The organism is Paraburkholderia sartisoli (assembly GCF_900107685.1).
Lineage (GTDB): Bacteria > Pseudomonadota > Gammaproteobacteria > Burkholderiales > Burkholderiaceae > Paraburkholderia > Paraburkholderia sartisoli.
The window spans coordinates 334,341-356,475 of the sequence record NZ_FNRQ01000007.1 but is presented as its reverse complement, the minus strand read 5'-3'; the positions used below and the strand labels follow the sequence as shown (position 1 = coordinate 356,475).

The 22,135-nt window shown below is 61.9% G+C and carries 22 protein-coding genes and 2 pseudogenes; 15 read left to right on the top strand and 9 right to left on the bottom strand.

Annotation, left to right across the window (positions count from 1 at the left end):
• Positions 1 to 64: 64 nt before the first annotated feature.
• Together msrB and BLV45_RS21470 are read left to right on the top strand one after the other, a co-directional pair.
• Positions 65 to 577 carry a peptide-methionine (R)-S-oxide reductase MsrB gene (msrB, locus tag BLV45_RS21475; RefSeq protein WP_090536218.1) on the top strand — a complete coding sequence of 171 codons (513 nt, stop codon included), beginning with the start codon at positions 65 to 67 and terminating at the stop codon, positions 575 to 577.
• A 49-nt stretch (positions 578 to 626) separates the two neighbouring features.
• Positions 627 to 2,510 carry a cytochrome c biogenesis protein DipZ gene (locus BLV45_RS21470; protein WP_090536216.1) on the top strand — a complete coding sequence of 628 codons (1,884 nt, stop codon included), beginning with the start codon at positions 627 to 629 and terminating at the stop codon, positions 2,508 to 2,510.
• 168 nt (positions 2,511 to 2,678) lie between these two features.
• Here the strand turns inward: BLV45_RS21470 and BLV45_RS21465 are convergent, their stop codons facing one another.
• A complete protein-coding gene (locus tag BLV45_RS21465) occupies positions 2,679 to 3,308 on the bottom strand; it encodes a CGNR zinc finger domain-containing protein (RefSeq protein WP_090536212.1) in 630 nt (209 codons plus the stop codon).
• Between the two features lie 172 nt (positions 3,309 to 3,480).
• Between BLV45_RS21465 and BLV45_RS21460 the strand changes: the two genes are divergently transcribed.
• From BLV45_RS21460 to BLV45_RS21430, 7 genes are all read left to right on the top strand, one after another.
• Positions 3,481 to 4,233 (top strand): alpha/beta fold hydrolase, encoded by a 753-nt coding sequence (locus tag BLV45_RS21460; protein ID WP_090536210.1) that lies wholly within the window; start codon positions 3,481 to 3,483, stop codon positions 4,231 to 4,233.
• Positions 4,234 to 4,398: 165 nt separating this feature from the next.
• Positions 4,399 to 5,253, top strand: a complete 855-nt coding sequence (locus tag BLV45_RS21455) for an alpha/beta fold hydrolase (protein ID WP_090536208.1) — start codon at positions 4,399 to 4,401, stop codon at positions 5,251 to 5,253.
• 182 nt (positions 5,254 to 5,435) lie between these two features.
• Positions 5,436 to 6,206: an SDR family oxidoreductase gene (locus tag BLV45_RS21450; protein WP_090536206.1), complete on the top strand. Its 771-nt coding sequence runs from the start codon at positions 5,436 to 5,438 to the stop codon at positions 6,204 to 6,206.
• A gap of 232 nt (positions 6,207 to 6,438) precedes the next feature.
• Positions 6,439 to 7,299, top strand: coding sequence for a class I SAM-dependent methyltransferase (locus BLV45_RS21445; protein ID WP_090536202.1), 861 nt, complete (start codon positions 6,439 to 6,441; stop codon positions 7,297 to 7,299).
• 164 nt (positions 7,300 to 7,463) lie between these two features.
• On the top strand, positions 7,464 to 7,883 hold the full coding sequence (locus tag BLV45_RS21440; protein ID WP_090536200.1) for a DUF1801 domain-containing protein: 420 nt from the start codon (positions 7,464 to 7,466) through the stop codon (positions 7,881 to 7,883).
• Positions 7,884 to 8,180: 297 nt separating this feature from the next.
• On the top strand, positions 8,181 to 8,720 hold the full coding sequence (locus BLV45_RS21435; protein WP_245753448.1) for a chromate transporter: 540 nt from the start codon (positions 8,181 to 8,183) through the stop codon (positions 8,718 to 8,720).
• A gap of 34 nt (positions 8,721 to 8,754) precedes the next feature.
• Positions 8,755 to 9,291 carry a chromate transporter gene (locus tag BLV45_RS21430; protein WP_090536196.1) on the top strand — a complete coding sequence of 179 codons (537 nt, stop codon included), beginning with the start codon at positions 8,755 to 8,757 and terminating at the stop codon, positions 9,289 to 9,291.
• 405 nt (positions 9,292 to 9,696) lie between these two features.
• Here the strand turns inward: BLV45_RS21430 and BLV45_RS21425 are convergent, their stop codons facing one another.
• From BLV45_RS21425 to BLV45_RS21410, 4 genes are all read right to left on the bottom strand, one after another.
• Positions 9,697 to 11,157 carry an amino acid permease gene (locus tag BLV45_RS21425; RefSeq protein WP_090536194.1) on the bottom strand — a complete coding sequence of 487 codons (1,461 nt, stop codon included), beginning with the start codon at positions 11,155 to 11,157 and terminating at the stop codon, positions 9,697 to 9,699.
• Positions 11,158 to 11,406: 249 nt separating this feature from the next.
• The gene (locus tag BLV45_RS21420) at positions 11,407 to 11,793 is read right to left on the bottom strand and encodes an ester cyclase (RefSeq protein WP_090536192.1); all 387 of its coding nucleotides are present in this window, start codon (positions 11,791 to 11,793) and stop codon (positions 11,407 to 11,409) included.
• 60 nt (positions 11,794 to 11,853) lie between these two features.
• Positions 11,854 to 12,036: a hypothetical protein gene (locus BLV45_RS21415; protein ID WP_090536190.1), complete on the bottom strand. Its 183-nt coding sequence runs from the start codon at positions 12,034 to 12,036 to the stop codon at positions 11,854 to 11,856.
• Positions 12,037 to 12,097: 61 nt separating this feature from the next.
• Positions 12,098 to 12,847 carry an SDR family NAD(P)-dependent oxidoreductase gene (locus tag BLV45_RS21410; protein WP_090536188.1) on the bottom strand — a complete coding sequence of 250 codons (750 nt, stop codon included), beginning with the start codon at positions 12,845 to 12,847 and terminating at the stop codon, positions 12,098 to 12,100.
• Between the two features lie 129 nt (positions 12,848 to 12,976).
• Here BLV45_RS21410 and BLV45_RS21405 point away from each other — a divergent pair, with 129 nt between their 5' ends.
• On the top strand, positions 12,977 to 13,897 hold the full coding sequence (locus BLV45_RS21405; RefSeq protein ID WP_090536186.1) for a LysR family transcriptional regulator: 921 nt from the start codon (positions 12,977 to 12,979) through the stop codon (positions 13,895 to 13,897).
• Between the two features lie 67 nt (positions 13,898 to 13,964).
• On the opposite strand, the gene BLV45_RS21400 is transcribed toward BLV45_RS21405, so the two are convergent.
• The gene (locus tag BLV45_RS21400) at positions 13,965 to 14,837 is read right to left on the bottom strand and encodes an aldo/keto reductase family oxidoreductase (protein ID WP_090536184.1); all 873 of its coding nucleotides are present in this window, start codon (positions 14,835 to 14,837) and stop codon (positions 13,965 to 13,967) included.
• Positions 14,838 to 14,940: 103 nt separating this feature from the next.
• Here BLV45_RS21400 and BLV45_RS21395 point away from each other — a divergent pair, with 103 nt between their 5' ends.
• Positions 14,941 to 15,846 carry a LysR family transcriptional regulator gene (locus BLV45_RS21395; protein ID WP_090536182.1) on the top strand — a complete coding sequence of 302 codons (906 nt, stop codon included), beginning with the start codon at positions 14,941 to 14,943 and terminating at the stop codon, positions 15,844 to 15,846.
• 84 nt (positions 15,847 to 15,930) lie between these two features.
• Here BLV45_RS21395 and BLV45_RS21390 read toward each other — a convergent pair whose 3' ends face one another.
• The 3 genes from BLV45_RS21390 to BLV45_RS21380 form a co-directional block, all read right to left on the bottom strand.
• Positions 15,931 to 17,283, bottom strand: a complete 1,353-nt coding sequence (locus BLV45_RS21390; protein ID WP_090536180.1) for a TRAP transporter large permease — start codon at positions 17,281 to 17,283, stop codon at positions 15,931 to 15,933.
• Positions 17,284 to 17,290: 7 nt separating this feature from the next.
• Positions 17,291 to 17,770: a TRAP transporter small permease gene (locus tag BLV45_RS21385; RefSeq protein WP_090536362.1), complete on the bottom strand. Its 480-nt coding sequence runs from the start codon at positions 17,768 to 17,770 to the stop codon at positions 17,291 to 17,293.
• A gap of 143 nt (positions 17,771 to 17,913) precedes the next feature.
• Positions 17,914 to 18,906, bottom strand: a complete 993-nt coding sequence (locus BLV45_RS21380; protein WP_090536178.1) for a TRAP transporter substrate-binding protein — start codon at positions 18,904 to 18,906, stop codon at positions 17,914 to 17,916.
• A 632-nt stretch (positions 18,907 to 19,538) separates the two neighbouring features.
• On the opposite strand from BLV45_RS21380, the pseudogene BLV45_RS28295 reads away from it, so the two are divergent.
• From BLV45_RS28295 to BLV45_RS21370, 4 genes and pseudogenes are all read left to right on the top strand, one after another.
• A pseudogene (locus BLV45_RS28295) lies at positions 19,539 to 19,634 on the top strand (MurR/RpiR family transcriptional regulator); the annotation flags it as partial.
• 62 nt (positions 19,635 to 19,696) lie between these two features.
• Positions 19,697 to 19,789, top strand: a pseudogene (locus tag BLV45_RS28290) (MurR/RpiR family transcriptional regulator); the annotation flags it as partial.
• Positions 19,790 to 19,823: 34 nt separating this feature from the next.
• Positions 19,824 to 20,390, top strand: coding sequence for a D-alanyl-D-alanine dipeptidase (gene ddpX / locus BLV45_RS21375; protein ID WP_090536359.1), 567 nt, complete (start codon positions 19,824 to 19,826; stop codon positions 20,388 to 20,390).
• A gap of 67 nt (positions 20,391 to 20,457) precedes the next feature.
• Positions 20,458 to 22,065: an ABC transporter substrate-binding protein gene (locus BLV45_RS21370; RefSeq protein WP_090536174.1), complete on the top strand. Its 1,608-nt coding sequence runs from the start codon at positions 20,458 to 20,460 to the stop codon at positions 22,063 to 22,065.
• Positions 22,066 to 22,135: the final 70 nt, after the last annotated feature.

Here is a 22,135-nt window from a genome sequence, read left to right as displayed (position 1 = left end):
CTTTGACACCGCCCGCGCCCTAGCATGTGGCCACTATCCGCGCATTGGTATCAAGGAGCCCATCATGCAAAGTCGTAGACGCTTTCTGTTTTCGGGCGGTGCGGCCGTGGCGGCGCTGGCTGCCGTGAGCCGCTGGCCGAGACTCGCCGCGGCGCCGGCGGAGGCCGGCAAGCCCGCGCAAAACTTCGAATTCACGCGCACGGATGAGCAATGGCACCAGTTGCTCACGCCGGCACAGTACACCGTTCTGCGGGAAGAAGGCACCGAGCGGCCTTACAGCAGCCCGCTGAACAGCGAGCATCGCGCGGGCGTGTTCTCGTGCGCCGGCTGCCGGCTCGACCTGTTTTCATCGCGCACGAAGTTCGAGAGCCACACGGGCTGGCCCAGTTTCTGGGCGCCGCTCGAACATGCGGTGGCGACGCGCGAAGACGGCTCGTTCGGCATGTCGCGCACGGAAGTGCATTGCCGGCGCTGCGGTGGCCACCTCGGACACGTCTTCGACGACGGCCCGAAGCCCACCGGCCTGCGCTATTGCATGAACGGGCTCGCGATGCGCTTTACGCCGGCGGCAGCCTGAGCCCCGGCGACCTCCCGGATAACCCCTGAAACAACGCACTGGAACAGTCATGCTACTCATCGTTCTCGCCTATCTTGGCGGCGCCCTGACGATTCTCAGCCCGTGCATCCTGCCGGTGCTGCCGTTCGTCTTCGCGCGCGCCGACCAGCCTTTCGTTCGCAGCGGGCTGCCATTGCTCGCCGGCATGGCGCTGACATTCGCCCTCGTGGCGACGCTTGCTGCCGTCGGCGGCGGCTGGGTCACGCAGGCCAACCAGTACGGCCGCTGGCTCGCCATCGCGCTGCTCGCCGTATTCGGCCTGACGCTGCTGTTCCCGCGTTTTGCCGACCATCTGATGCGGCCCCTGGTGAGCGCCGGCAACCGGCTCTCGAACTTTGCCCAGGCCGACGGCCAGCAGGTGCGCGCGGGTTCGTCGTTTCTGCTCGGCATCGCCACCGGCTTGCTGTGGGCGCCGTGCGCCGGTCCCATTCTGGGTCTCGTGCTGACCGGCGCCGCGCTGCGCGGCGCGAGTGTCGGCACGACGCTGCTGCTGGTCGCCTATGCGGCTGGCGCTGCGACCTCGCTCGCGGTCGCGTTGCTGATCGGCGGGCGCGTCTTCACGGCGATGAAACGGTCGCTGGGCGCCGGCGAGTGGATTCGCCGTGGCATCGGCGCGGCGATGCTGGGTGGCGTGGTGGCGATCGCGCTCGGTCTCGACACGGGGATTCTCACGCGGATCTCGACGGTTGCGACCGGTGGCATCGAACAGAAGCTGGTCGACCGGCTGTCGCCGGGTGCGACGCCGGCGGGCAACGCACCGAGCAATACGACGAACGGCGGCGCGATGATGGCGGCCAATGATGCCGCGGGTTCCGGCACTTCCGCTGACGCGGATAAAGGCACGGGCGGCGCGAGGGTTGCTTCGTCGGGTGCGATGATGCGTACGGCGCAAGCCGCGCCCGAGGATGCGCCGCCGCTGCCGGTCGAAGGCGTGCTGCCGCCGCTGACGGGTGCGGTGCAATGGCTCAACTCGCCGCCGCTCAGCGCGCAAAGTTTGCGCGGCAAGGTGGTGCTGATCGATGTCTGGACCTACTCGTGCATCAACTGCCTGCGCACGCTGCCGTACGTGAAGGCGTGGGCGGACAAGTACAGGGATCAGGGGCTGGTCGTGATCGGGGTGCATGCGCCGGAGTTCGCCTTCGAGCGCAATATCGACAACGTGAAGAAGGCGACACACGACCTCGGTATCGACTATCCGGTTGCGATCGACAACAACTACGCCATCTGGCGCTCGCTGAACAACCAGTACTGGCCGGCGCATTATTTCGTCGATGCGCAGGGGCGTATCCGCTACCACCATTTCGGTGAAGGCGACTATGCGCAGTCGGAGAGGGTGATCCAGCAGTTGCTGACGGAAGCCGGTCACGCGAATGCGGCGAAGATCGCGACAGGGCTCACCCATGCCGACGTGACAGGCGTGGAGGCCGCTGCCGACAATCACGACATGCAGTCGCCGGAAACCTATATCGGCTATGCGCGTGCCGAGAACTTCGCGTCACCCGGCGGCGAAACCGACGACCAGTTGCATACATACGCCGCGCCCACACAGCCTGCGCTAAACGACTGGGGTCTCGCCGGCAAGTGGCGCGTCGGTGCCGAACACGCGACGCTCGCGGCATCGTCGGGAAAGATCGTCTACCGCTTCCACGCTCGCGACCTGCATCTGGTGCTGGGTCCGGAAAAGGACGGCAAGCCCGTGCGGTTTCGCGTCAGCATCGATGGCGCCGCGCCCGGCAATGCGCACGGCAGCGATGTGAGCGCCGACGGCACGGGCACGGTGACGGAGCAACGGCTCTATCAACTGGTGCGGCAAACGGGTGACATCAAGGACCATACGTTTTCGATCGAGTTTCTGGATCCGGGCGTCGAAGCGTATTCGTTCACGTTTGGCTGAGGGGAGAGTCACGGCTATCGAATAGCGGCGGCAATTCGTCGAGACCAGCCAGTCGCCAGTCCGGCATCTGGCTCATTGCTTCGAAGACGCTGCCGCTGCGATCGATCCAGCACGTCGGAAAGCCGGAATAACACGCCCTCCGCTGCATCCCACGCATTCGACGTCAGCTCAACGCTCACGCTCCTTGAGCCGCTTGCGGTGAGCCGCCACCTTCGCGCGGTTACCGCAAATCGCCATGCTGCACCACCGGCGCGCGTGGCCCCGTGTGTGATCGGCAAACATCAACGTGCAGCGCGGGCCTTCACATGCCTTCACGTGCGTGAAGTCCTCGTCGCACACCAGCCTCGCCAACGCCTCGACAATGGGCATCAGCAGCGACTCCGGCGACTTCCAGCGCCGGTTCGCGCGCAATCCGAAAACCGGTACGCCGTTAGTGGCATCGACGACGATTTCTCCGTATTGCTCGTCGCGCTCGAAGAACTGGTTCAGCGGGGCGAGTTCGCGCAAATCCCTGGCGGCGAGCGGCCGCCCCTTTCTCTTCTGGACGAATCCCCTGAACCATTCGCGCAGTGCGCGTGCCTGCGCCGCCACCGCGTCCAGCTCGGCCGGCGTGGCCTGCGACCGCATCGCCGCAAGCGCGGCGCGCGGCACCAGTTCAGCCTGTTCCAGCCAGCCAAGCAGGCCTTCGCCATCGCTGATCCAGTCGACTTCTTCATCGACAGGCGTCGCAACCGAGTTCAGAAAATCGAGGCCCGGTGCATCGGCGAGGAATATCGCGGGAATGTGACGGTAGTCCATCTGTCGTGACGAAAGTGAAATGACGATAGCCGAATCGTAACCGCTAAAAATGATGTTGACAAGTTACCAAATCAATGAGTAACCTATAAAATATCGATAAACAGGTTACATGATGTGGCGTAGAAAAGCCTTGTGTCACGGGCAGTCTCCACTTTTCTGAAAGGAGCAGGACATGTCTTCTGGCAATGTGAGCGCGGTGCTCGTGCATAGCGCATGGGCGGACGGATCAAGCTGGACCAAGGTGATCGATCGTCTGAAGGGGCGGGGCATCGATGCAATCGCGGCTCCGCTGCCACTCACCTCGTTGAGTGACGACGTGGCCGCGCTCGACCGGACGCTTGAACGGATCGAAGGCCCGGTCGTGCTGGCAGGCCATGCATATGCAGGCGCCGTGATCGGATCGACCCGTTCAGACCGCGTCGCGGCGTTGGTCTACGTGGCGGCGCTCGCGCCCGACGAAGGGGAAACAGTGGGCGACGTGTTCTACCGAGGCGAGGTGCATCCGCAGGCGCCGCAGCTTGCCCCGGATCGGCACGGATTGATATGGCTGCCGCACGACGCGTTCGCCGCTGCGTTCGCGCAGGATGGAGCGCCGCAAGAGCTGGCGGTGCTTGCCGCGGTGCAGCGTCCCATTGCGGTGTCGTGCATCGGCGAAGCAGTCGGGCGTCCGCTGTGGAGAGACCGCCCGAGCTGGTTTTTGATCGCCGGCCAGGACCGGATGATCGACCCCGATACCCAGCGCTTCATGGCACGTCGTATGAATGCACACGTGCATTCGTACCAGGTCGATCACACGCCGATGGTGACGGCTCCGGACGCCGTGACCGATGTGATCGTCGAAGCGGTCCAGTCGGTTTCCTCGCGCCAGGGGTACCCACCGCCTGCGATGGCGGGAATCGCAAGGCGCGTTTCATCGCTCACATGACCCTGTCGCCAGCGTTGGCGCTTTGGCTGTCGATCAGCGTTCGCGTGTCGGCCGGAGTTAGCGCTTTAGCGCTTACTTCGGCCCCATGCGCGGTACGCTGATCCCATGCAAAGCACTTACCCTGGTCCATGCAAGCTGGTTGCTTTTCTCCTGTGGAGGGAGACCATGAGTTCAATTGCGTATCGCCATGCCGATGTCGACGGTTTCAAGGTGTTCTATCGTGAAGCCGGTCGCCCTGGCGCTCCGAAGCTGCTGCTTCTGCACGGCTTTCCCAGTTCGAGTCACATGTTTCGCGACCTGATTCCGAAGCTCGCTGACCGTTTTCATATCGTCGCGCCGGATCTGCCCGGATTCGGGCAGTCCGACATGCCCGACCGGGACAGTTTTGCGTACACGTTCGACAACCTCGCCAATGTCATCGACCGCTTCACCGAGGTGACCGGTTTCGATCGTTTTGCGCTCTACGTATTCGACTACGGCGCGCCAACTGGATTCCGTCTCGCGCTCAGGCATCCTGAACGAATCACCGCGATCATTTCGCAGAACGGCAACGCTTACGAAGAAGGATTGAGCGACGGATGGAATCCGATCCGCGCCTATTGGCAGGACGGTTCGCGCACCAATCGTGAAGCGCTGCGTGTCATGCTGACGCACGAGACAACGGTCTGGCAGTACACGCATGGTGTGTACGACACGGCGACCGTGTCGCCCGACGGCTACTCGCTCGACGACTTCTATCTGAGCCGGCCAGGTGCGGACGAGATTCAGCTCGATCTGTTCGGCGACTATCGAAGCAATGTCGCGTTGTACCCCGCGTTCCAGCAGTATTTCCGCACGCATCAGCCGCCGTTCCTCGTCGTGTGGGGGAAGAACGATCCGTTTTTCCTGCCTGCGGGCGCCGACGCATTCAGGCGCGACATGCCGGGCGCCGTCGTGCGCTTCCTCGATACCGGCCACTTCGCGCTGGAGACGCACGCCGCGGAGATCGCTGCGGCCATCGCGGATTTTCTCAGCCACTGACGCGTCCCGCGGTCGGCATCGACAGCAGTCTCATCAACGCGCAGGAGAACAGTCATGTGTGCAATCGTGTTCGGACTCGATGAAATCCGCGACGCACATCGCGTGATGGAAGCCAGTGAAGTTGGTGGAAAGACGGTGGTCGTGCATTGCCATCGTTGATCCGCAATTCAAGGAAAACTGAAATGTCCAGAAAAGTCGCAATCGTCACGGGCGCGAGCCAGGGGATCGGTCGTTCGACCGCTATCCGGCTCGCGCGGGATTTTGATTCGCTCATTCTCGTCGCGCGCGACCGCGGGAACCTCGAACAGACCGCGATCGAGGTGAAGAAGGCCGGTGCGGAGCCGCTTGTCATCGATGTCGACCTGTCCCGACCCGACGCCGCACGGCAAGTCGTCGACGAGACGCTCGCGACGTTCGGGCAGATCGACGCGTTGCTCAACATCGCGGGCGCGGTGCCGCAGATCGACGTGTTTGAAATGACCGACGAGCAATGGGACCGCGGTCTCGCGCTGAAGCTTCACGGCGCGCGACGATTGACGATCGCGGCGTGGCCGTCGCTGAAGGAGAGTTCAGGGTCGGTCGTGCTGATGTCGGGCAATTCGGCGCTGTTTCCCAAGGCGCCTTATGCGGCTGTGGGCACGATCAACGCGGCGGTCATTGCGCTCGCGAAAGCGTTCTCGGACCGCGGCATCGCCGACGGCGTGCAGGTCAACAGTGTGCTGCCGGGACCCGTGATGACTGGCCGCCGGCAGTCCTATCTGGAGCATTGGGCGCCGCTGCACAACATGACCGTCGAAGAGGCGACGGCGAAGTTTCCCGTTGAAGCAGGTATCGCGCGGTATGGCACGCCGGAGGAGATCGCTGAGTTGATGGCGTTCATCGTGTCGCCTGCTGCGCGCTGGATGACCGGCTCGGCGTTGAGGATGGATGGCGGGGAAGTGAAATCGATCTGACGCGTGGGGCGCGATGCCGATGCGTCGCGGCCGCCATGTCGTGTCTTCGGCACGACATTTGATATTCTTCCTGCTTGCCGCATTTCTACATGCGGATGCTGTGTGACGCGTTCTCTATCAATTGCCTGAAGGCGCTGCAACGGCAGCGCTTTCCTGCCTTGCGCGGCATGATACTGGCAGGTCGGCTTCAGCTTGAGCTTCAGGCGTAGACGAACAAACAGGATTCAAGGTCATGAACGACAGGCGAGATGAAGTGCCGGACAGCACAGCAGCGCGAGTCGCCTTGTGGCGCGCGCTGCACGTCGAGGTCGACGCCCCGCCGCCCGTGCTGGAAGACACAGTCGGTCTCAAGCTGCTGTCCCCGGACGGGAACTGGCGCGAGCGCGGCGACATGGACCCGCAGTTCACGCGGCCCTTTCGCGCTTCCATCGTGGCGCGTGCCCGCTTCATCGAGGATCTCGTGGTGGAGCAGGCCGGTCGCGGGGTGAGCCAGTATGTCATCCTCGGCGCGGGCCTTGACAGCTTTGCACAGCGCAGGCCGGAGATTGCGTCCCGCCTTGATGTGTTCGAGATCGACCAGCCAGCTCCTCAGGCATGGAAGCGTCGGCGCCTGATCGAGCTCGGCTTCGGCGTGCCGGACTGGCTGCGCTTCGTGCCGGTCGATTTCGAGGCGGGGGAGCGCTGGCGGGACCGGCTCGTGGCGGCCGGCTTCGATGACAGCAAGCCGGCGATCGTGGTCTCCACCGGCGTGAGCATGTATCTCACCCGCGAAGCGAACGCGGCCGCGCTGCGCGAGGTCGCGGTGCTCGCTCCTGGGTCGACGCTTGCCATGACGTTCCTGCTCCCGCTGGAGCTGGCGGGCCCCGAGGTGCGTCCCGGCCTTGAGATGGCGGAGAAGGGCGCGCGGGCAAGCGGGACACCTTTTCTCAGCTTCTTCACCCCGCAGGAAATCCTGGCGCTGGCCCATGATGCGGGCTTTGGAGAGGCACGGCACGTCCCGGCGGCCGATCTTGCCCGGCGTTACTTCACAGGCAGGACAGATGATCTGCGCCCGCCAGACAATGCAGAAGAACTGCTGGTGGCAAATACCTGACTGCACGCGCGTTTTCCTGCTGGCATGACCGCACGAATAACTGTTGCGCCTGGGATCTGATCACGTTGCGCGGACGATGGGTAGTGCTCACCTGGATAACGTGGCCATGACATTGTTATCGTTGTCGCTTGAAACTGGACCTGAATTCAAGGCATGGAGATCCAATGAATCCATCGGAAAATATCGACGCACTGGTCGCTGGGCTGACGGACTGGCGTGGCAAGACGTTTGCCGGTATCCGCAAGAGCATCCTCGAGGCGGACCGGGAGATCATCGAGGAATGGAAGTGGATGGGAAGCCCGGTGTGGTCCCGCGACGGAATAATCGCGGTTGCCGATGCCCACAAAGGGAAGGTGAAGCTTACCTTCATGCACGGGGCAAGCATCCCGGATCCTGACGGACTCTTCAACGCGGGCCTTGAAGGCAACGCGAGACGGGCGATCGATTTTTTCGAAGGCGACGAGATTAATGACCGCGCACTAAAGAAACTCGTCCGTGCCGCTATCGATTTCAACCAGAGCAAATTGAAGAAGAAAGCGCCTGCGAAGACCCGGGCGAAAGTGGAGAAAAGCGAAAAGACGTGACGCTGGCGCTTTCTCTCGCGGATTGCCTCGCTGATACGAGTCCGCGCGCTTCGCCGCGCTTGAATACGGCGCGATTGAATGCCGGATTGCGGGCATTCACTTTATCGCTCCGGTCGTCGGATGATTCACTGTGGGATACTTCCTCGATCAGCACGGCGGCGCGCGGATGCTATCTCATGAGCGCGATCGATGCGTGCGGGAGGATTAACCTTGACCAGGAATGTCGACACGCAGGCGCCAGATGAACAGCGCTCACCAGGCCAAACGACGGGCGGGCAGCCATCGCGCCCGGCTGCAATGCCAACGACGCTCGAGCTCTTTCTGATCTTTGCGCGAATCGGGCTCACGAGCTTTGGTGGCGGACTGAGTGGCTGGTTCCTGCGTGAATTTGTCCACGACCGGCACTGGCTCACGGAGGAAGAGTTCCTTGACGGGCTCGCGCTCTCGCAGGCGCTTCCGGGTGTCAACATCAAAAACCTGGCGATCTGGATTGGGCACCGCCTGCTTGGCTGGCGAGGCGCGGTTGTCGGGTTTGCTGGAATCATCTTTCCGCCGGCGGTGTCGATCGTCATCCTGGGTGTCTTCTTCTCGGCGATGGCGGGTTTCTCGTTGACGCGTTTTGCACTGGCGGGCGCGGCGGCCGGTGCAATTGGCCTTTCCCTTTCAATGGCGATCACCGCGGTACGCCGGTTGCCGCGCCGCGTCTTTCCGATTCTGATTTTCATCGGGACGTTCATTGCGGTCGCGATCCTCGCCGTGCCACTCGTCTGGACCGTGCTGGTAGCCGGAACACTTAGCGTCGGCTTCGAATATGTGCGCCTGTCCCGACGCGAGTAGTCAACGGCCCCTGTCTTTTCACGAGCAATAACCCTTGTCCCGAACACTCATCGCGCTTTTCTCCGTCTTCGCGCCCCTGTCGATCGTGACGGTCGGGGGCGGTCAGTCCATCATCGCGGATCTCCAGAGACAGGTCGTCGACGTGCATCACTGGATGACGCACGCTCAGTTTGTCAGCGACTTCGCCATCGCAAGGCTCGCGCCGGGGCCAGGCTCGCTGCTCGCGACCCTGATCGGCTGGCAGGTCGGTGGACTTCAGGGCGCGGTTGTCGCGACACTCGCGCTCTTTGGCCCGACCGCGTTCATGATGTACGGCGTCGCGCATCTCTGGACGAAGCATCGTGGCGCACGCTGGCAGAACGCGTTGCAGTCGGGGCTTCGCCCCGTGGCGGCGGGACTGATCCTGGCAGCCGTCTATGTGCTGGTGAAAGAACTGGATGGCGGCTGGATCGCGCAGGTCACCGCCCTGGTTGCAACCGGGATCGTCATGACGACACGAATCAACGCGCTGATTCTCATCGCGGGCGCTGCAACGTTATTCGTGCTGCTTCATCTGGGCGGCGCGCTTTAATCCGGATCGGCAGGTTAGGGCGTTCGGCTCGCGAATGAATGCGGCAGACGCGCAATGATTTCTTGTGTAGCGGATACAGCAGCATGCTGGTGCTAAAGATATCTCTCCCGGTCATCCGTCATGTTCCGTCTCATGAACAGATCGACGCTATCCGAGCGCGACGACACAAATGCCCTGACCACTACGGCACAAACGATACTTAGAATAACCACTACAGCCGGAATCTCAAACAAAGTCATGTTCACGAGAAAACCCCCATCATCCAGGACGTAACGACGCAGCGACGCTGCGTCGTGGCTACCGTTCACATCCCAGTTTAGGTGGATGGAACCCGGCGCCAAAACGAGAATTTTTCGTCGGGATGTGAGAAAAATTACGGTAGCGCCAATCCGGCGCTACCCATGCTCACCGGCGCTCGGGGAAGCGCAGCGTCGAATGGTGCCGGCCATACGAAAGATAGATGGTCATCCCGATCACCAGCCATACGACAAGCCGCATCCAGGTGACGAGCGGCAGTCCCGCCATCAGCAACAGGCAAAACAGGATCCCGAGGATCGGCACGACCGGTACGGCAGGCACCCGGAAAGGGCGTGAAGCATCGGAGTCGCTGCGCCGCAGATAGATCACGGCACCGCACACGAGGATGAACGCGAACAGCGTGCCGATGCTGACCATCTCACCCAGCACGCTGATCGGCGTAAGGGCCGCGACGATCGCGACAATGGTGCCGATCAGGATCTGGCTCAGATGAGGCGTCTGAAGACGCGGATGAACGCGCGCGAAAAGCGGCGGCAGCAGGCCGTCCTTCGACATCGTGAAGAAGATGCGGCTCTGTCCGTATAGCAGCACGAGAATCACGGTGGTCAGTCCCGTCAGCGCACCGATCTTGATCAGGATGGAGAACCAGGTGAGGCCGATGGCGTCAACGCCCTTGGCGATCGGATCGGGAACATTCAGCTCACCATAAGGCACAAGCCCGGTGAGGATCCCCGCGACGAGGATGTACAGCACGGTGCAGATGATCAGCGATCCCAGGATGCCGATCGGCATGTCCCGTTGCGGCCTCCTCGCTTCCTGTGCGGCGGTGGAAACCGCATCGAAACCGATGAACGCGAAGAACACCACGGCCGACCCGCGCAGAATCCCGCTCATGCCGAAGTTGCCGAATTCGCCCGTATTCGCCGGAATGAACGGATGCCAGTTCGCCGGCTTGATGAAAAACATACCGAGCGCGATGAAGGCCACCACCACGGTCAGCTTGACCGCCACCATGATGTTGTTGAGCCGCGCGGATTCCTTCGTGCCGAGTACGAGCAGGGTCGTCAGAATGGCGATGATCAATATCGCGGGCAGATTGACGATGCCCGTCGCGGTGGTGCCGTCGGCCAGCTTGATGACGGTGCCGGGTGCGGCGGCCAGCGTGGGCGGGATGCTGATTCCCACGTTGTGCAGCAGGCTCACGATATAGCCGGACCAGCCGACCGCGACAGTGGCGGCGCCCATCGCGTATTCGAGGATCAGGTCCCAGCCGATGATCCACGCGAAAATTTCACCCAGCGTGGCATAGGTGTAGGTGTAACTGCTGCCGCATACGGGCAACATGGCTGCCAGTTCCGAATAGCAAAGCCCGACGAACGCGCACGCGATACCGCCGAGCACGAAGGACAGCACGATGCTTGGGCCGGCGAACTGCGCCGCGGCGGTGCCGGTCAGGACAAAGATGCCGGCGCCGATGATGGCGCCGATGCCCATCGCCGTGATGCTGGTGGCGCCCAGTGTTTTCGATAGTGCCTGGCTTCCCTCCTCGCCGGCGCTTCCTACAATATCGGCCACGGATTTCCGTGCCATGTAGCTCGTATCAGCCATGATGAGTCGTCCCGTTCGAATGATGTTGGGCACGAACCGATCCGGTTTGCTTCGGCTCGCTGAGCACGACAAAAGCAACTGTTACCGAAGAATGGCGAAGGTCAGGTGGAGGGAAAGGGTGAATTCAGTGTATTCCGGATTAACGGCAAAGTGAATATCTGGTTTCCTGCGACCATGCCATGGCCAGGACGACGCTCTGCTCGTATCCTTAACGCGTTATGCGCCGGGTCTTCTTGCATGGAACTTGCGTTAAAGCTGCGCTTCGATAGCCGCTTTATCGATGACGGACCATACCTGCCCGATCCTGTCGTCGCGGAATCGATAAAAGACGTTCTCCGTGAAGGAAATGCTCTTCCCATTCACACGGAGCCCAAGGAACGTTCCCTTTGGCGAACAGGAGAAGGCCAGCCGACTCGCTACATGCTGCGAATCGGCAACCAGCAACTGGATGTTGAAATGAAGATCTGGAATTTCATGGAAGTCCCGCTCCAGCATCTCGCGATACCCTGACAATCCGATCAGGTGATCGTTGTAGTACACGTCCTCGTGAACGAACTGTTCCAGCTTCGGCCAGTCCTGTGCGTTCAGGCAGGCAATGTAGCCCTGGTAGACGCTGGCGAGATCGATCCTGTTCATGGCAATTACCTCTGCTGACGATAGAACGTGTTGAAATTCTACAGCGCGTGTTGCCATACCTCAGGTGGCGTGCATCATGCACTTCGCGTTCTGAAAGGCGAGGTAGTTGCCGGGTGCATGCCCGGAATGCGCGAGCGTCGCATACAGGTTGTGTACTGTGCCGAGACTGCTATTGCGCTTGTCGAAGATGGTCTGGGTTGCACGGGAGACATCATCACGAGTCGGGACGTTGATGGTCGTCATGGTGATGCTCCCTAAAGAAGAAAATACACAGCTAAACGAAGTGAGCGGCAAAGACAGTGCGCTATTGCGCCGTATAAGCGCCATCGACAGCGATGCTTTGCCCGGTCAGATAACGCGCCTTGTCGCTCGCGAGAAACACGATGGTCTGGGCGATCTCGTCGGGCATCGCGGCGCGTCGCGCCGGAACGCTCGCGAGGAAACCGGCCTTGTTTTCCTCGTTGCCACCAACGAAGCGTTCGAGCATTTGCGTGGCAACAGGGCCCGGCGCCACGGCGTTGACGCGCACGCCCGCAGCGGCGCCTTCGAGTGCCGCGCTCTTCGTCAGGCCTTCCACCGCGTGCTTGCTGGCCGCATAGACCGAAGCGCCCGCAATGCCGACCTGGCCCGCGATCGACGAAAGGTTGATGATCGAGCCCGCGCCCTGTGCAAGCATCACGCGCATCTCGTGCTTGAGCGACAGCAGCGTGCCAAGCACGTTGACCGAGAACGTGTCCTCGAAATTGGCCGCCGACTGTTCGACGATCGGCGCGAGTTCTCCTTCTGTGCCAGCGTTGTTGACCGCGACGTCGAGCCGGCCGAAACGCTCGACCGTCTGCTCGACGACGCTGCGCACCTCAGCCTCGAAGCGCACGTCGGCGCGTAAAAACTCGGCGTCGGCACCCAGCGCGCGAAGTTCGGCTGCGAGCGCCTGACCGGCTTCCTCGCGACGGCCGCTGACGACGACGCGGTTTCCTTCGCGTGCAAAAGCCAGAGCGGTGGCGCGGCCGATGCCGGTAAGCGCGCCTGTGATCAGTACGACGGATGGGTTCATGTCAGTGCTCCTTCGGGTTGAGTTGTGTCGCGTATGCGATGACTGCACTTTGACTGATTCCGTCCGGGTGATATAGACGGTGTATGCTCATATGACTGATTCCATTAAGGAATATATCGAGCAAGGAAAATGGACAAACTGCAGGCGATGAAGACGTTCGTGCGCGTGGTGGAGGCAGGTAGTTTTTCGGCCGTCGCGCACGAGTCCGACACGACACAAAGCGCGGTGAGCAAACAGGTCGCGGCACTGGAGCGCGAACTCGGCGCGCGGCTTTTGACGCGCACCACGCGTTCGCTCGCGCTGACGGAAGAGGGTGAACGCTATTTCGAGCAGGCGCGTCGTCTCGTCGGCGAAATTGCCGAGGCTGAGGGCGCATTGCGACGCGGCGAGCAGCAGTTGACGGGCTGGCTGCGGATCGCGGCGTCGGTGGGCTACGGGCGCCTGAAGCTGATGCCGCTGATCCAGTCGTTTCTGGCGGGCAATCCCGGTGTGAAGATCGATCTGCGTCTTCACGACGGCTTTATCGATCTTGTCGAACAGGGCATCGATTGCGCCGTGCGCCTGGGCGACCTGCCGGACAGCAGCCTGATCGCGCGCCGGCTTGGAACGGCCCAGCGGATGCTGATGGCCCACCGCAGCTACGTGCGTTCGCTGCCCAAAGGCTTAAAGGCACCGCGCGTTCCGGACGATCTGGCGAATCACAACTGTATCGTCTACACCGAACTGGCCATGCGCAACGCGTGGAGTTTCAAGGCAGGGCCCGGTGCGGCGGATCCGGCGGGAACCACGCGCGTCGTGCGCGTCGAAGGCAACCTGCAGACCAACAGCAGTGAGGTGATGCGAGCGTCGATTCTCGCGGGCATGGGCATCGGCTATTCGCCGACCTGGCTCTTCGACGAAGCGCTGGCGAGTGGAGAAGTGCTGCGCATGCTGCCCGAATGGGAAACGGTGCCCATACCGGTTCATCTCGTGAGTCCGCAGGAGCGAAGGCATTCCGCGAAGGTGAGGGCGTTTGCTGAACACGTCGCGAAGGCGATGGCACGCGAATAAGGTGTTCGGGTCGCAAGCCCTCGCAAGCAGGCGCCCAACCCGAAACACCTTCCCCGGCTCGATTCCCTTAAGCAGCCCGTCCGATGCCTTCAAGTTCTTCAAGCACCGCGTCAGACAGGCTCAATTGCGCGGCCTGCATGTTTTCACGCAGATGCCCTGTCGACGACGTACCCGGAATCAGCAGGATGTTAGGCGAGCGATGCAAAAGCCAGGCGAGCGCCACCTGCATCGGTGTCGCGCCGAGCTTCTGCGCGACCCCCGACAGCACCGACGACTGAAGCGGCGTGAATCCCCCAAGCGGAAAGAACGGCACATAGGCGATGCCCCTGGCGGCGAGTTCATCGACGAGCGCGTCGTCTTCCCGCTGGACCAGGTTGTAGTGGTTCTGCACGCAGACGATTTCGACGATCCCCTGCGCCTCGGCGACCTGGGCCGACGTCGCGTTGCTCAGACCGATGTGACGCACGAGTCCCTTGCGCTGAAGCCCGGCGAGTGCCTCGACCTGTCTCGCGATCGTTCCTTCGGATGGCGCGTGGACCTTGCCCATGATCCGCAGGTTGACGATTTCGATTGCGTCGAGCCCGAGGTTGCGCAGGTTGTCGTGGACGCCGCGCTCGATGTCCTGCGGCTCCATCGCGGGTAGCCATGAAGCGTCGTCGCCCCGCACGGCGCCGACCTTGGTGACGATCACGAGGTCGTCCGGGTACGGATGCAGCGCTTCGCGGATGATCTGGTTGGTGACGTGCGGCCCGTAGAAGTCGCTCGTGTCGATGTGATTGACGCCCGACGCCACCGCCTCGCGAAGAACAGCGATCGCGGCTTCGCGATCCTTCGGCGGACCGAATACGCCGGGGCCGGCAAGCTGCATGGCACCGTAGCCCATGCGACGCACCGTGTGACCGGCGAGAGACCAGGTGGCTGCGGGTGTGGACTTTGACATGACGTGCTCCTCGTGGAAGGGTGTGCGCCAGTATGACGGCGATTGCAGTGTTGAATAAACCGGTTTAACTTATACGGGTTGTTCAAAAAAATGCACAATCGCCATGGACCTGAACGATCTCGCCGCCTTTATCTCCGTCGCGCGCTCAGGCGGCTTTCGCGATGCCGCCCGGATCAGCGGTGTCTCCGCGTCGAGCCTCAGCATTGCCGTGCGCCGTCTGGAAGCGAAGCTGGGGCTGCGTCTGCTTAACCGGACCACACGCAGCGTCGCGCCGACCGAAGCGGGAGTGCGTCTCATCGAAAAGCTCACGCCGCTCTTCAGCGAGATGGAAGCGGCGCTGGACGTCCTGAACGGCTTTCGCGACAAACCGTCGGGCACGCTCAAGCTCAACGTGCCCGCGAGCGTCGCGCACATCGACCTGCCTGGCGTGATCGCGCCGTTCCTGAAGGCCTATCCGGACATCCGGGTGGAAGTCGTCGTCGAGGATGGGTTTGTCGACGTGCTGTCGATCGGCTGCGACGCGGGCATTCGCTACGACGAGCGTCTCGAGCAGGACATGATCGCGATTCCAATCGGGTCGCGTGTGCAGCGTTTCGCCACTGCTGCGACACCGGACTATCTCGACACGCACGGCAGGCCCACACACCCGCGTGACCTGCTCACGCACGCGTGCCTGCGCATCCAGTTCGCGGGGGGCGCGATGGCAACCTGGAACTTCGAGCGCGACGGCGAGCGCGTGCAGCTGGACCCGCCAGGGCCGCTCGTGGTCAGGCCCGGCGCGGCGGGCGATCTGGCTGTCAAAACCGCGATTGCAGGCGTCGGTATCATTCATCTTTTCGAGGAGGGGCTTCGCCCGCATCTCGACAGTGGCGCTCTCGAACCGATCCTGGAGCCGTGGTGGGAGCGCTTTTCGGGTCCGTTTCTTTACTATCCCGGACACCGCCATGTGCCTGCACCGCTGCGCGCGTTTGTTGATTTTCTTAAGGCGGATGAGGCGGCCAGGCCTTAGCCAGTATCGACCATCGAGCCTCAAAACGAAAACAGCCCCGCACACGCGAGGCTGTTCATCACCACCCGGGGAAAACGTCGAAACTCAATACACCGGGTGTCCGTTGATCAGGCTTGGCAACCAGGTCGAGAAGAACGGCAGATAGGTGACGACGTTGATCGCACTGAAGATGGCCAGATAATACGGCCACGCGATTTTCGTCGTTTCACCGATCGAGACGTTGCCGATCGCGCAACCGACGAACTGCACCGAGCCGATCGGCGGGTGAACCAGACCCAGTGAGCAGTTCAGCAGAATCATGATGCCGAACTGCACGGGGCCCACGCCTGCATGCATCGCGAGCGGCAGGAACAGCGGCGTCGTGATCAGGATGTGCGCGGCCATGTCGACGAACGTGCCGAGGAAAACCTGGAGGATGTTGATATACAGCAGCATCAGCCACGGAAGCGTCGTTGCATGTTCGAGCAGGCGCTCGATCGCGTCGGGAATCTCCAGGTAAGCCATCTGGAAGCGCAGCATGTTCGACACGGCGATCAGCAGCAGCACCACACCGGTTGTCTTGGTCGCGCTTGAAAGCGCCACGAAGAGCTTCTTCCTCGTCATCGAGCGATAGACGACGAGTGTCAGCACCAGCGAATAGACCACCGCGATCGCCGCGGCTTCTGTCGCGGTCGCAATGCCTCTTGCCACGCACACCAGGATGATCGCGATCACCATCAGACCGGGCAATGCGCCAAGGAACGTCCTGCCCACCGCGAACCAGCCGGGAAACTTCTGCACGCCCGTCGAACCATCGGGGCGCTGCGGGTAGCCGAAACGAACCGCCTGCCAGTAGGCTGCGATCAGCACGAAACCCATCACCCACAGCACCGGCAGCAGCCCGGAGAACAGCAGGTCGCCGATCGAGACGCCGCTCAGCTGCTGACCGTTCAACGTGCCCGTGATCCCCTGTGCGGCGAACGCATAGATGATCATGTTCGTCGACGTCGGCATCAGCGCGCCGGCCAGCGACGAGTGGGTCGTTACGTTGACCGCATACGCCGCGCTATAGCCTTCGCGCTTCATCAGTGGAATCACGACGCCGCCCATCGCCGACGTATCGGCTGTCGGCGAACCGGACACGCCGCCGAACAGCGTACACGCGACGACGTTGGCCATGCCGAGACCGCCGCGGAAGTGTCCGACGGTCGCCTGGGCGAAGCGCAGGATGCGGTCGGCGATACCGCCGTGGAGCATCAGTTCGCCGGAAAAGATGAAGAACGGGACCGCGAGAAACGAGAACGCGTTCATGCCCGAGATCATCGACTGCATGGCCGTTGCCGCCGGCAGGCCTTCATACAGATACGTCAGGACGCACGAGAGCCCCAACCCAAACGAAACCGGAACCCCGAGCGCGAGGAACACGATAAAACTGACAAAGAGAATGGCAAGTTCCATGATTGCTCTAGGTATGCTTCCGCGCGAACAGCTTCAGCAGATGTTCGAACGAGAAAGAAATAATGCAAAAGCTGGCTGCGACCGGAATGAAGTAGCGGAGGGCTTCCGGGAGGCCGAGAATCGGAATCCGGTCGTCCATCGTCGTTTCCGCCATTTCCATGCAGCCCACGAAAATCGCGACGGAAAGCGCGATCAGGCACACATGCTGAAAGGCTTCGGCCGCGACCTGCCCTTTGGGCGACAGTTTCTTGACGAGTGAATCGAGCCCGATATGACCGCTCTCGCGAACCTTGAGCGAGGCCCCGAACATGGCGATGACGACCACCAGCAAAAGTGCGATCGGCTCGACGAAATCGGGGGCGTCGTTAAAGACGTAGCGCATGACGACGCCGTAAAAGACCAGCAACGTCAGCACGGCGAGGCTGATCGACGCCACTATGGCCAGTACGCGGGAAAGAAAATCATTCGGGCGTTTCATGAAGGTCATCTGTTCCATCCTTCCATACAACGGACTTATCCTGCCCATTCAGACTGCCTCGTGAGCCGGTTGCCGGCTCACGAGGAAATGCTCGTGGCGCAATGCCGGCGAAACACGCTGCCGGACATTGCGCCATCACCCGCGGGTGAGACTTACTTGACTGCCTGGATTTCGTCGACGATCTGCTTCATCTGCGGCGTCCTTTCGTACTTGGCCCAGACCGGCTGCATCGCCTTCACGAACGCCGCGCGATCGATCTGCGCGGCCGGAACGAGCGTCGCGCCGCCCTTCGTCACGGTCTTCGCGGCCTCGGCTTCGCGCGCCGTCCAAAGCTTCTCGTAGTAGGGCACCGAGTCATCCGCGGCCTTCTTGATGATGGCCTGTTCCTGCGGCGTCAGCGTGTCCCAGACCTTCTTCGAGAACACGAGCACTTCCGGCGTCATCGCGTGCTGCGTTTCCGAGTACACCTGCGCGACTTCGAAGTGCTTGGTTTCGTCGTAGGACGGGAGGTTGTTTTCCGCTGCGTCGACGAGGCCCGTCTTCAGGCCCGTGTAGACCTCGGCGAACGGCATCGGCGTCGGCGTGCCGCCCATCGCGCGGATTTCGTCGACCATCAGGTCGGACGGCTGGACGCGGACCTTGAGGCCCTTCATGTCGGCCGGCGAATGGATGGCCTTCTTCGCGTACATCGAACGCGCGCCGCTTTCATAGAAGGTCAGCGCGATCAGGCCCTTCGCCTTGAAGGCGTCGAGAATCTGCTGGCCTGCCGGGCCGTACATCGCCTTGCGGAAATGGTTGATGTCGCGGAACAGGAACGGCAGCGACGGGATCATCGATTCCGGCACGATCTCGTTGAACGCCGCGCCGTTCGCGCGGGTCATGTCGAGCGCGCCGATACGGACCTGGTCGATCGTGTCGTTTTCAGAGCCGAGCGAGCTGTTGCCGAAGACCTTCACGGAATCCTTGCCGTTGGTCGCCTTCGAGATCTCGTCGCCCATGAATTTCACGGCCATGTTGGTCGGGAACGTGTCGCCATGCACGTCGGCCGAGCGGAACGTGCGCGCCTGTGCGGCACCGCTGCTCAGGGCCAGCACCGAAGCGGCGGCCATCATCGAAATACGGGAAAGGTTAAAGTTGTTTTTCATCGCGCTATTTCCTCTGAAAATAAACCATCGATCGATTGCGAACGCTGCGATACGGTCATCGTCCGTATCCCCACCGTCGTGTCCTCGACCAGTCGCCACGGAGAATGTGACGCTGGAGATGGCGTGGTCTCCGGTCATTCGGCCATCCACATTGCACGGGGCAAAAAGCGGGATGGATTTGTATGTTGTCCTATGACCGCGAGAGTCTATCGATATGAGATACCGGATGTACACCGGGTAATTACCCGTATGGCGCGGACGAACGTGCTGACAGGGCGTTCGCGCCGGGTTCCGTTTTGACCCGCGAGAATCCGGGAAACCAGGGCAATGCCACGCGCCGCAAGGCGGAAGCGGCGAATACGCGGCGGATATTTCAGTCCGTTAGATAGTTATACGATGACATATAACTAAACGTCTCTCGAACAGGAACGGGTATCGGCGTATCCGGCGGCCGGTTGGGTGGCCTATCTGTGCGATCCCGATACGGCTGGAAGGGCCCGTGGCGAGGCGATACGCTATCGGGCAGCTCTTTTCGATTGATTTTTTAAGCTGGCGCTGACTTTATTGGTTTTGTCGGATGGATGTCAATCGAGAAAAGAATGACAGATAACCAACCCATGTCGCCAGCCACGATGCCGGGCGCGTTTGCACAGACTGTCGAGTCGCGTTACGCCGGACTGACCCCGACCGCGAAGCGTATCGCGAGCGACATGCTGGCGAACCTCGAACCTCGAACCTCGAACCTCGAACCTCGAACCTCGAACCTCGAACCTCGAACCTCGAACCTCGAACCTCGAACCTCGAGCGGCTCGGCCCGGCAATCGACGAACGCGTCGCGCGCAATCGTGAATTGCAGCGCGAGCTCGATCAATTCGACTTTTAGCCCTGTTCAGGCAGAAACCATTCACGCGCACCCCATGACAGAACCCCATCGACTGATCCCCATCACGCCCGAAACGCACGACGTCGACATCGACCTCGTCTACGCGACGGACCGCAACCTGACCGGCAAGCCGATCTACAAGGCCGCGCATTGCCTGCTGCTCACGCCTGCCGAAGCGGGTTTGCGCAAGGCCGTCGGAATCGCGCGGACCGTCGGCATGAAGCTGAGGATTTTCGACGCGTACCGCCCGCCAGAGGCGCAGCAGGTGCTGTGGGACTTCCTGCCCGATCCGGCCTATATCGCCGATCTGGGCCTCGGCTCGAACCACAGCCGCGGCACGGCGATCGACCTGACGCTGCTCGACGCGAGCGGCAACGCGCTCGACATGGGCACCGGCTTCGATGCGATGACCGTCGAGTCCGGACACTTTCATCCCGGCCTGCCCGAGCACGTGCAGCGCAATCGCCTGTTGCTGCTGGGCGTGATGCATGCGGCGGGCTTCACGCACATCAAGAGCGAATGGTGGCATTACGAACTGCCCGGCTCCCGTTCGCTGCGGCTCATCGACAACAGCGAGAGCGGCCCGTTGCGTCTCATGTAGCGCGTGCCGGTTTAGTTAGCGTCCGCGGTTCCCTTCAAGACTCTCCAACATCTCTTACGGAGCGAGTATGAAAATGGTTTTGCGCAATGCGCTGGCAGTGGCGGCAATGGCTTCTGTCCTCGCGGTGTCGGTGACGGCAGCGGGCCCCGCGGCGGCCGCGACGCCGAAAGACATGTTCGTGATGGCCACGTTCCTCGACGAGTTCACCACGCTCGACCCGGGCGAGGTATACGAACTGGTGCCCGAGGAGTACGTGGCGAATACCTACGACAGGCTCGTGCGCGTCGACCTGAAAGACCCGTCGAAATTCAACGGCGACGTGGCCCAGTCGTGGACCGTCAGCCCCGACGGCCTGACGTTCACGTTCAAGATTCGCCCAGGCCTGAAATTCCACTCGGGCAACCCGTTGAGCGCGGATGACGTCGCGTGGTCGATCCAGCGCACGGTGCTGCTCGACAAGGGCGCGGCGGCCGTGCTGCAAGGTATCGGCCTGACCAAAGACAACGCGCTGCGCAACGTGAAGAAGATCGACGACAGCACCGTGAGCATCACGACCGACCAGAAATATGCGCCGACGTTCGTGTTGAACGTGCTCGGCGCGTGGCCTGCATCGGTGCTGGACAAGCAGTTGCTGATGTCGCACCAGAAGGGTAACGACTTCGGCAACGACTGGCTGCGTACCAACGAGGCGGGCTCCGGCGCCTACAAGCTCGTGAAGTGGACTGCGAACGAGAGCATCGTGCTGCAACGCTTTGACGGCTACCGTGTGCCGCTCGCGATGAAGCGCATCGTGCTGCGTCACGTGCCGGAGGCGTCGAGCCAGCGCCTGCTGCTTGAAAACGGCGACGTCGACGTTGCGCGCAACCTGAGCCCGGACGATCTCGCCGCGTTGACAAAGTCGGGCAAGGCGCATACGAGCGCCGTGCCGCAGGCGACGTTGCTGTACCTCGGACTGAACGTGAAGAACCCGAATCTCGCGAAGCCGGAAGTGCAGGAGGCGATGAAATGGCTGATCGACTACAAGGGCATCCAGACCAACATCGCGAAAACGACGTACAAGGTCCACGAGACGTTCCTCCCCGAAGGCTTCCTCGGCGCGCTCAATTCGAATCCCTATCAGCAGGACGTCGCGAAGGCGAAGGCGCTGCTGGCGAAGGCCGGCCTTCCCAACGGGTTCTCCGTGACGATGGATGTGCGCAACGGCTATCCGTACAGCGAAATCGCCGAGGCGGTGCAGGCGAACCTGGCGCAGGGCGGCATCAAGGTTCAGATCATCCCGGGCGACAACAAGCAGACGCTGGCGAAATACCGCTCGCGCTCGCATGACATTTATATCGGCGAATGGTCGGCGGATTACATCGATCCACACAGCAACGCGCAGGGCTTCGCGTGGAATCCGGATAACTCCGACAAGTCGAGCTACAAGATGCTCGCGTGGCGCAATTCGTGGGACATTCCCGAACTGACCAGAGAGACGAACGCTGCGCTGGCCGAATCGTCGCCGACGAAGCGCGCGGAAATGTACCAGACGATGCAAAAGCAGATGCTGGCCCGCTCGCCCTTCGTGATCATGTTCCAGCAGGTCTCGCAGGTGGCGGCGCGCCCGGGCGTGACGGGTCTTGAAGTGGGTCCGATCAACGACCTCGTGTCGTACCGGAACCTGAAGAAGCAGTAACGTAACGGGCGAAGGTGCATGACGGCGAAGCCGCCGCGGCTTCGCCGGTTCGTTTTCCTTCGCCTCTGGA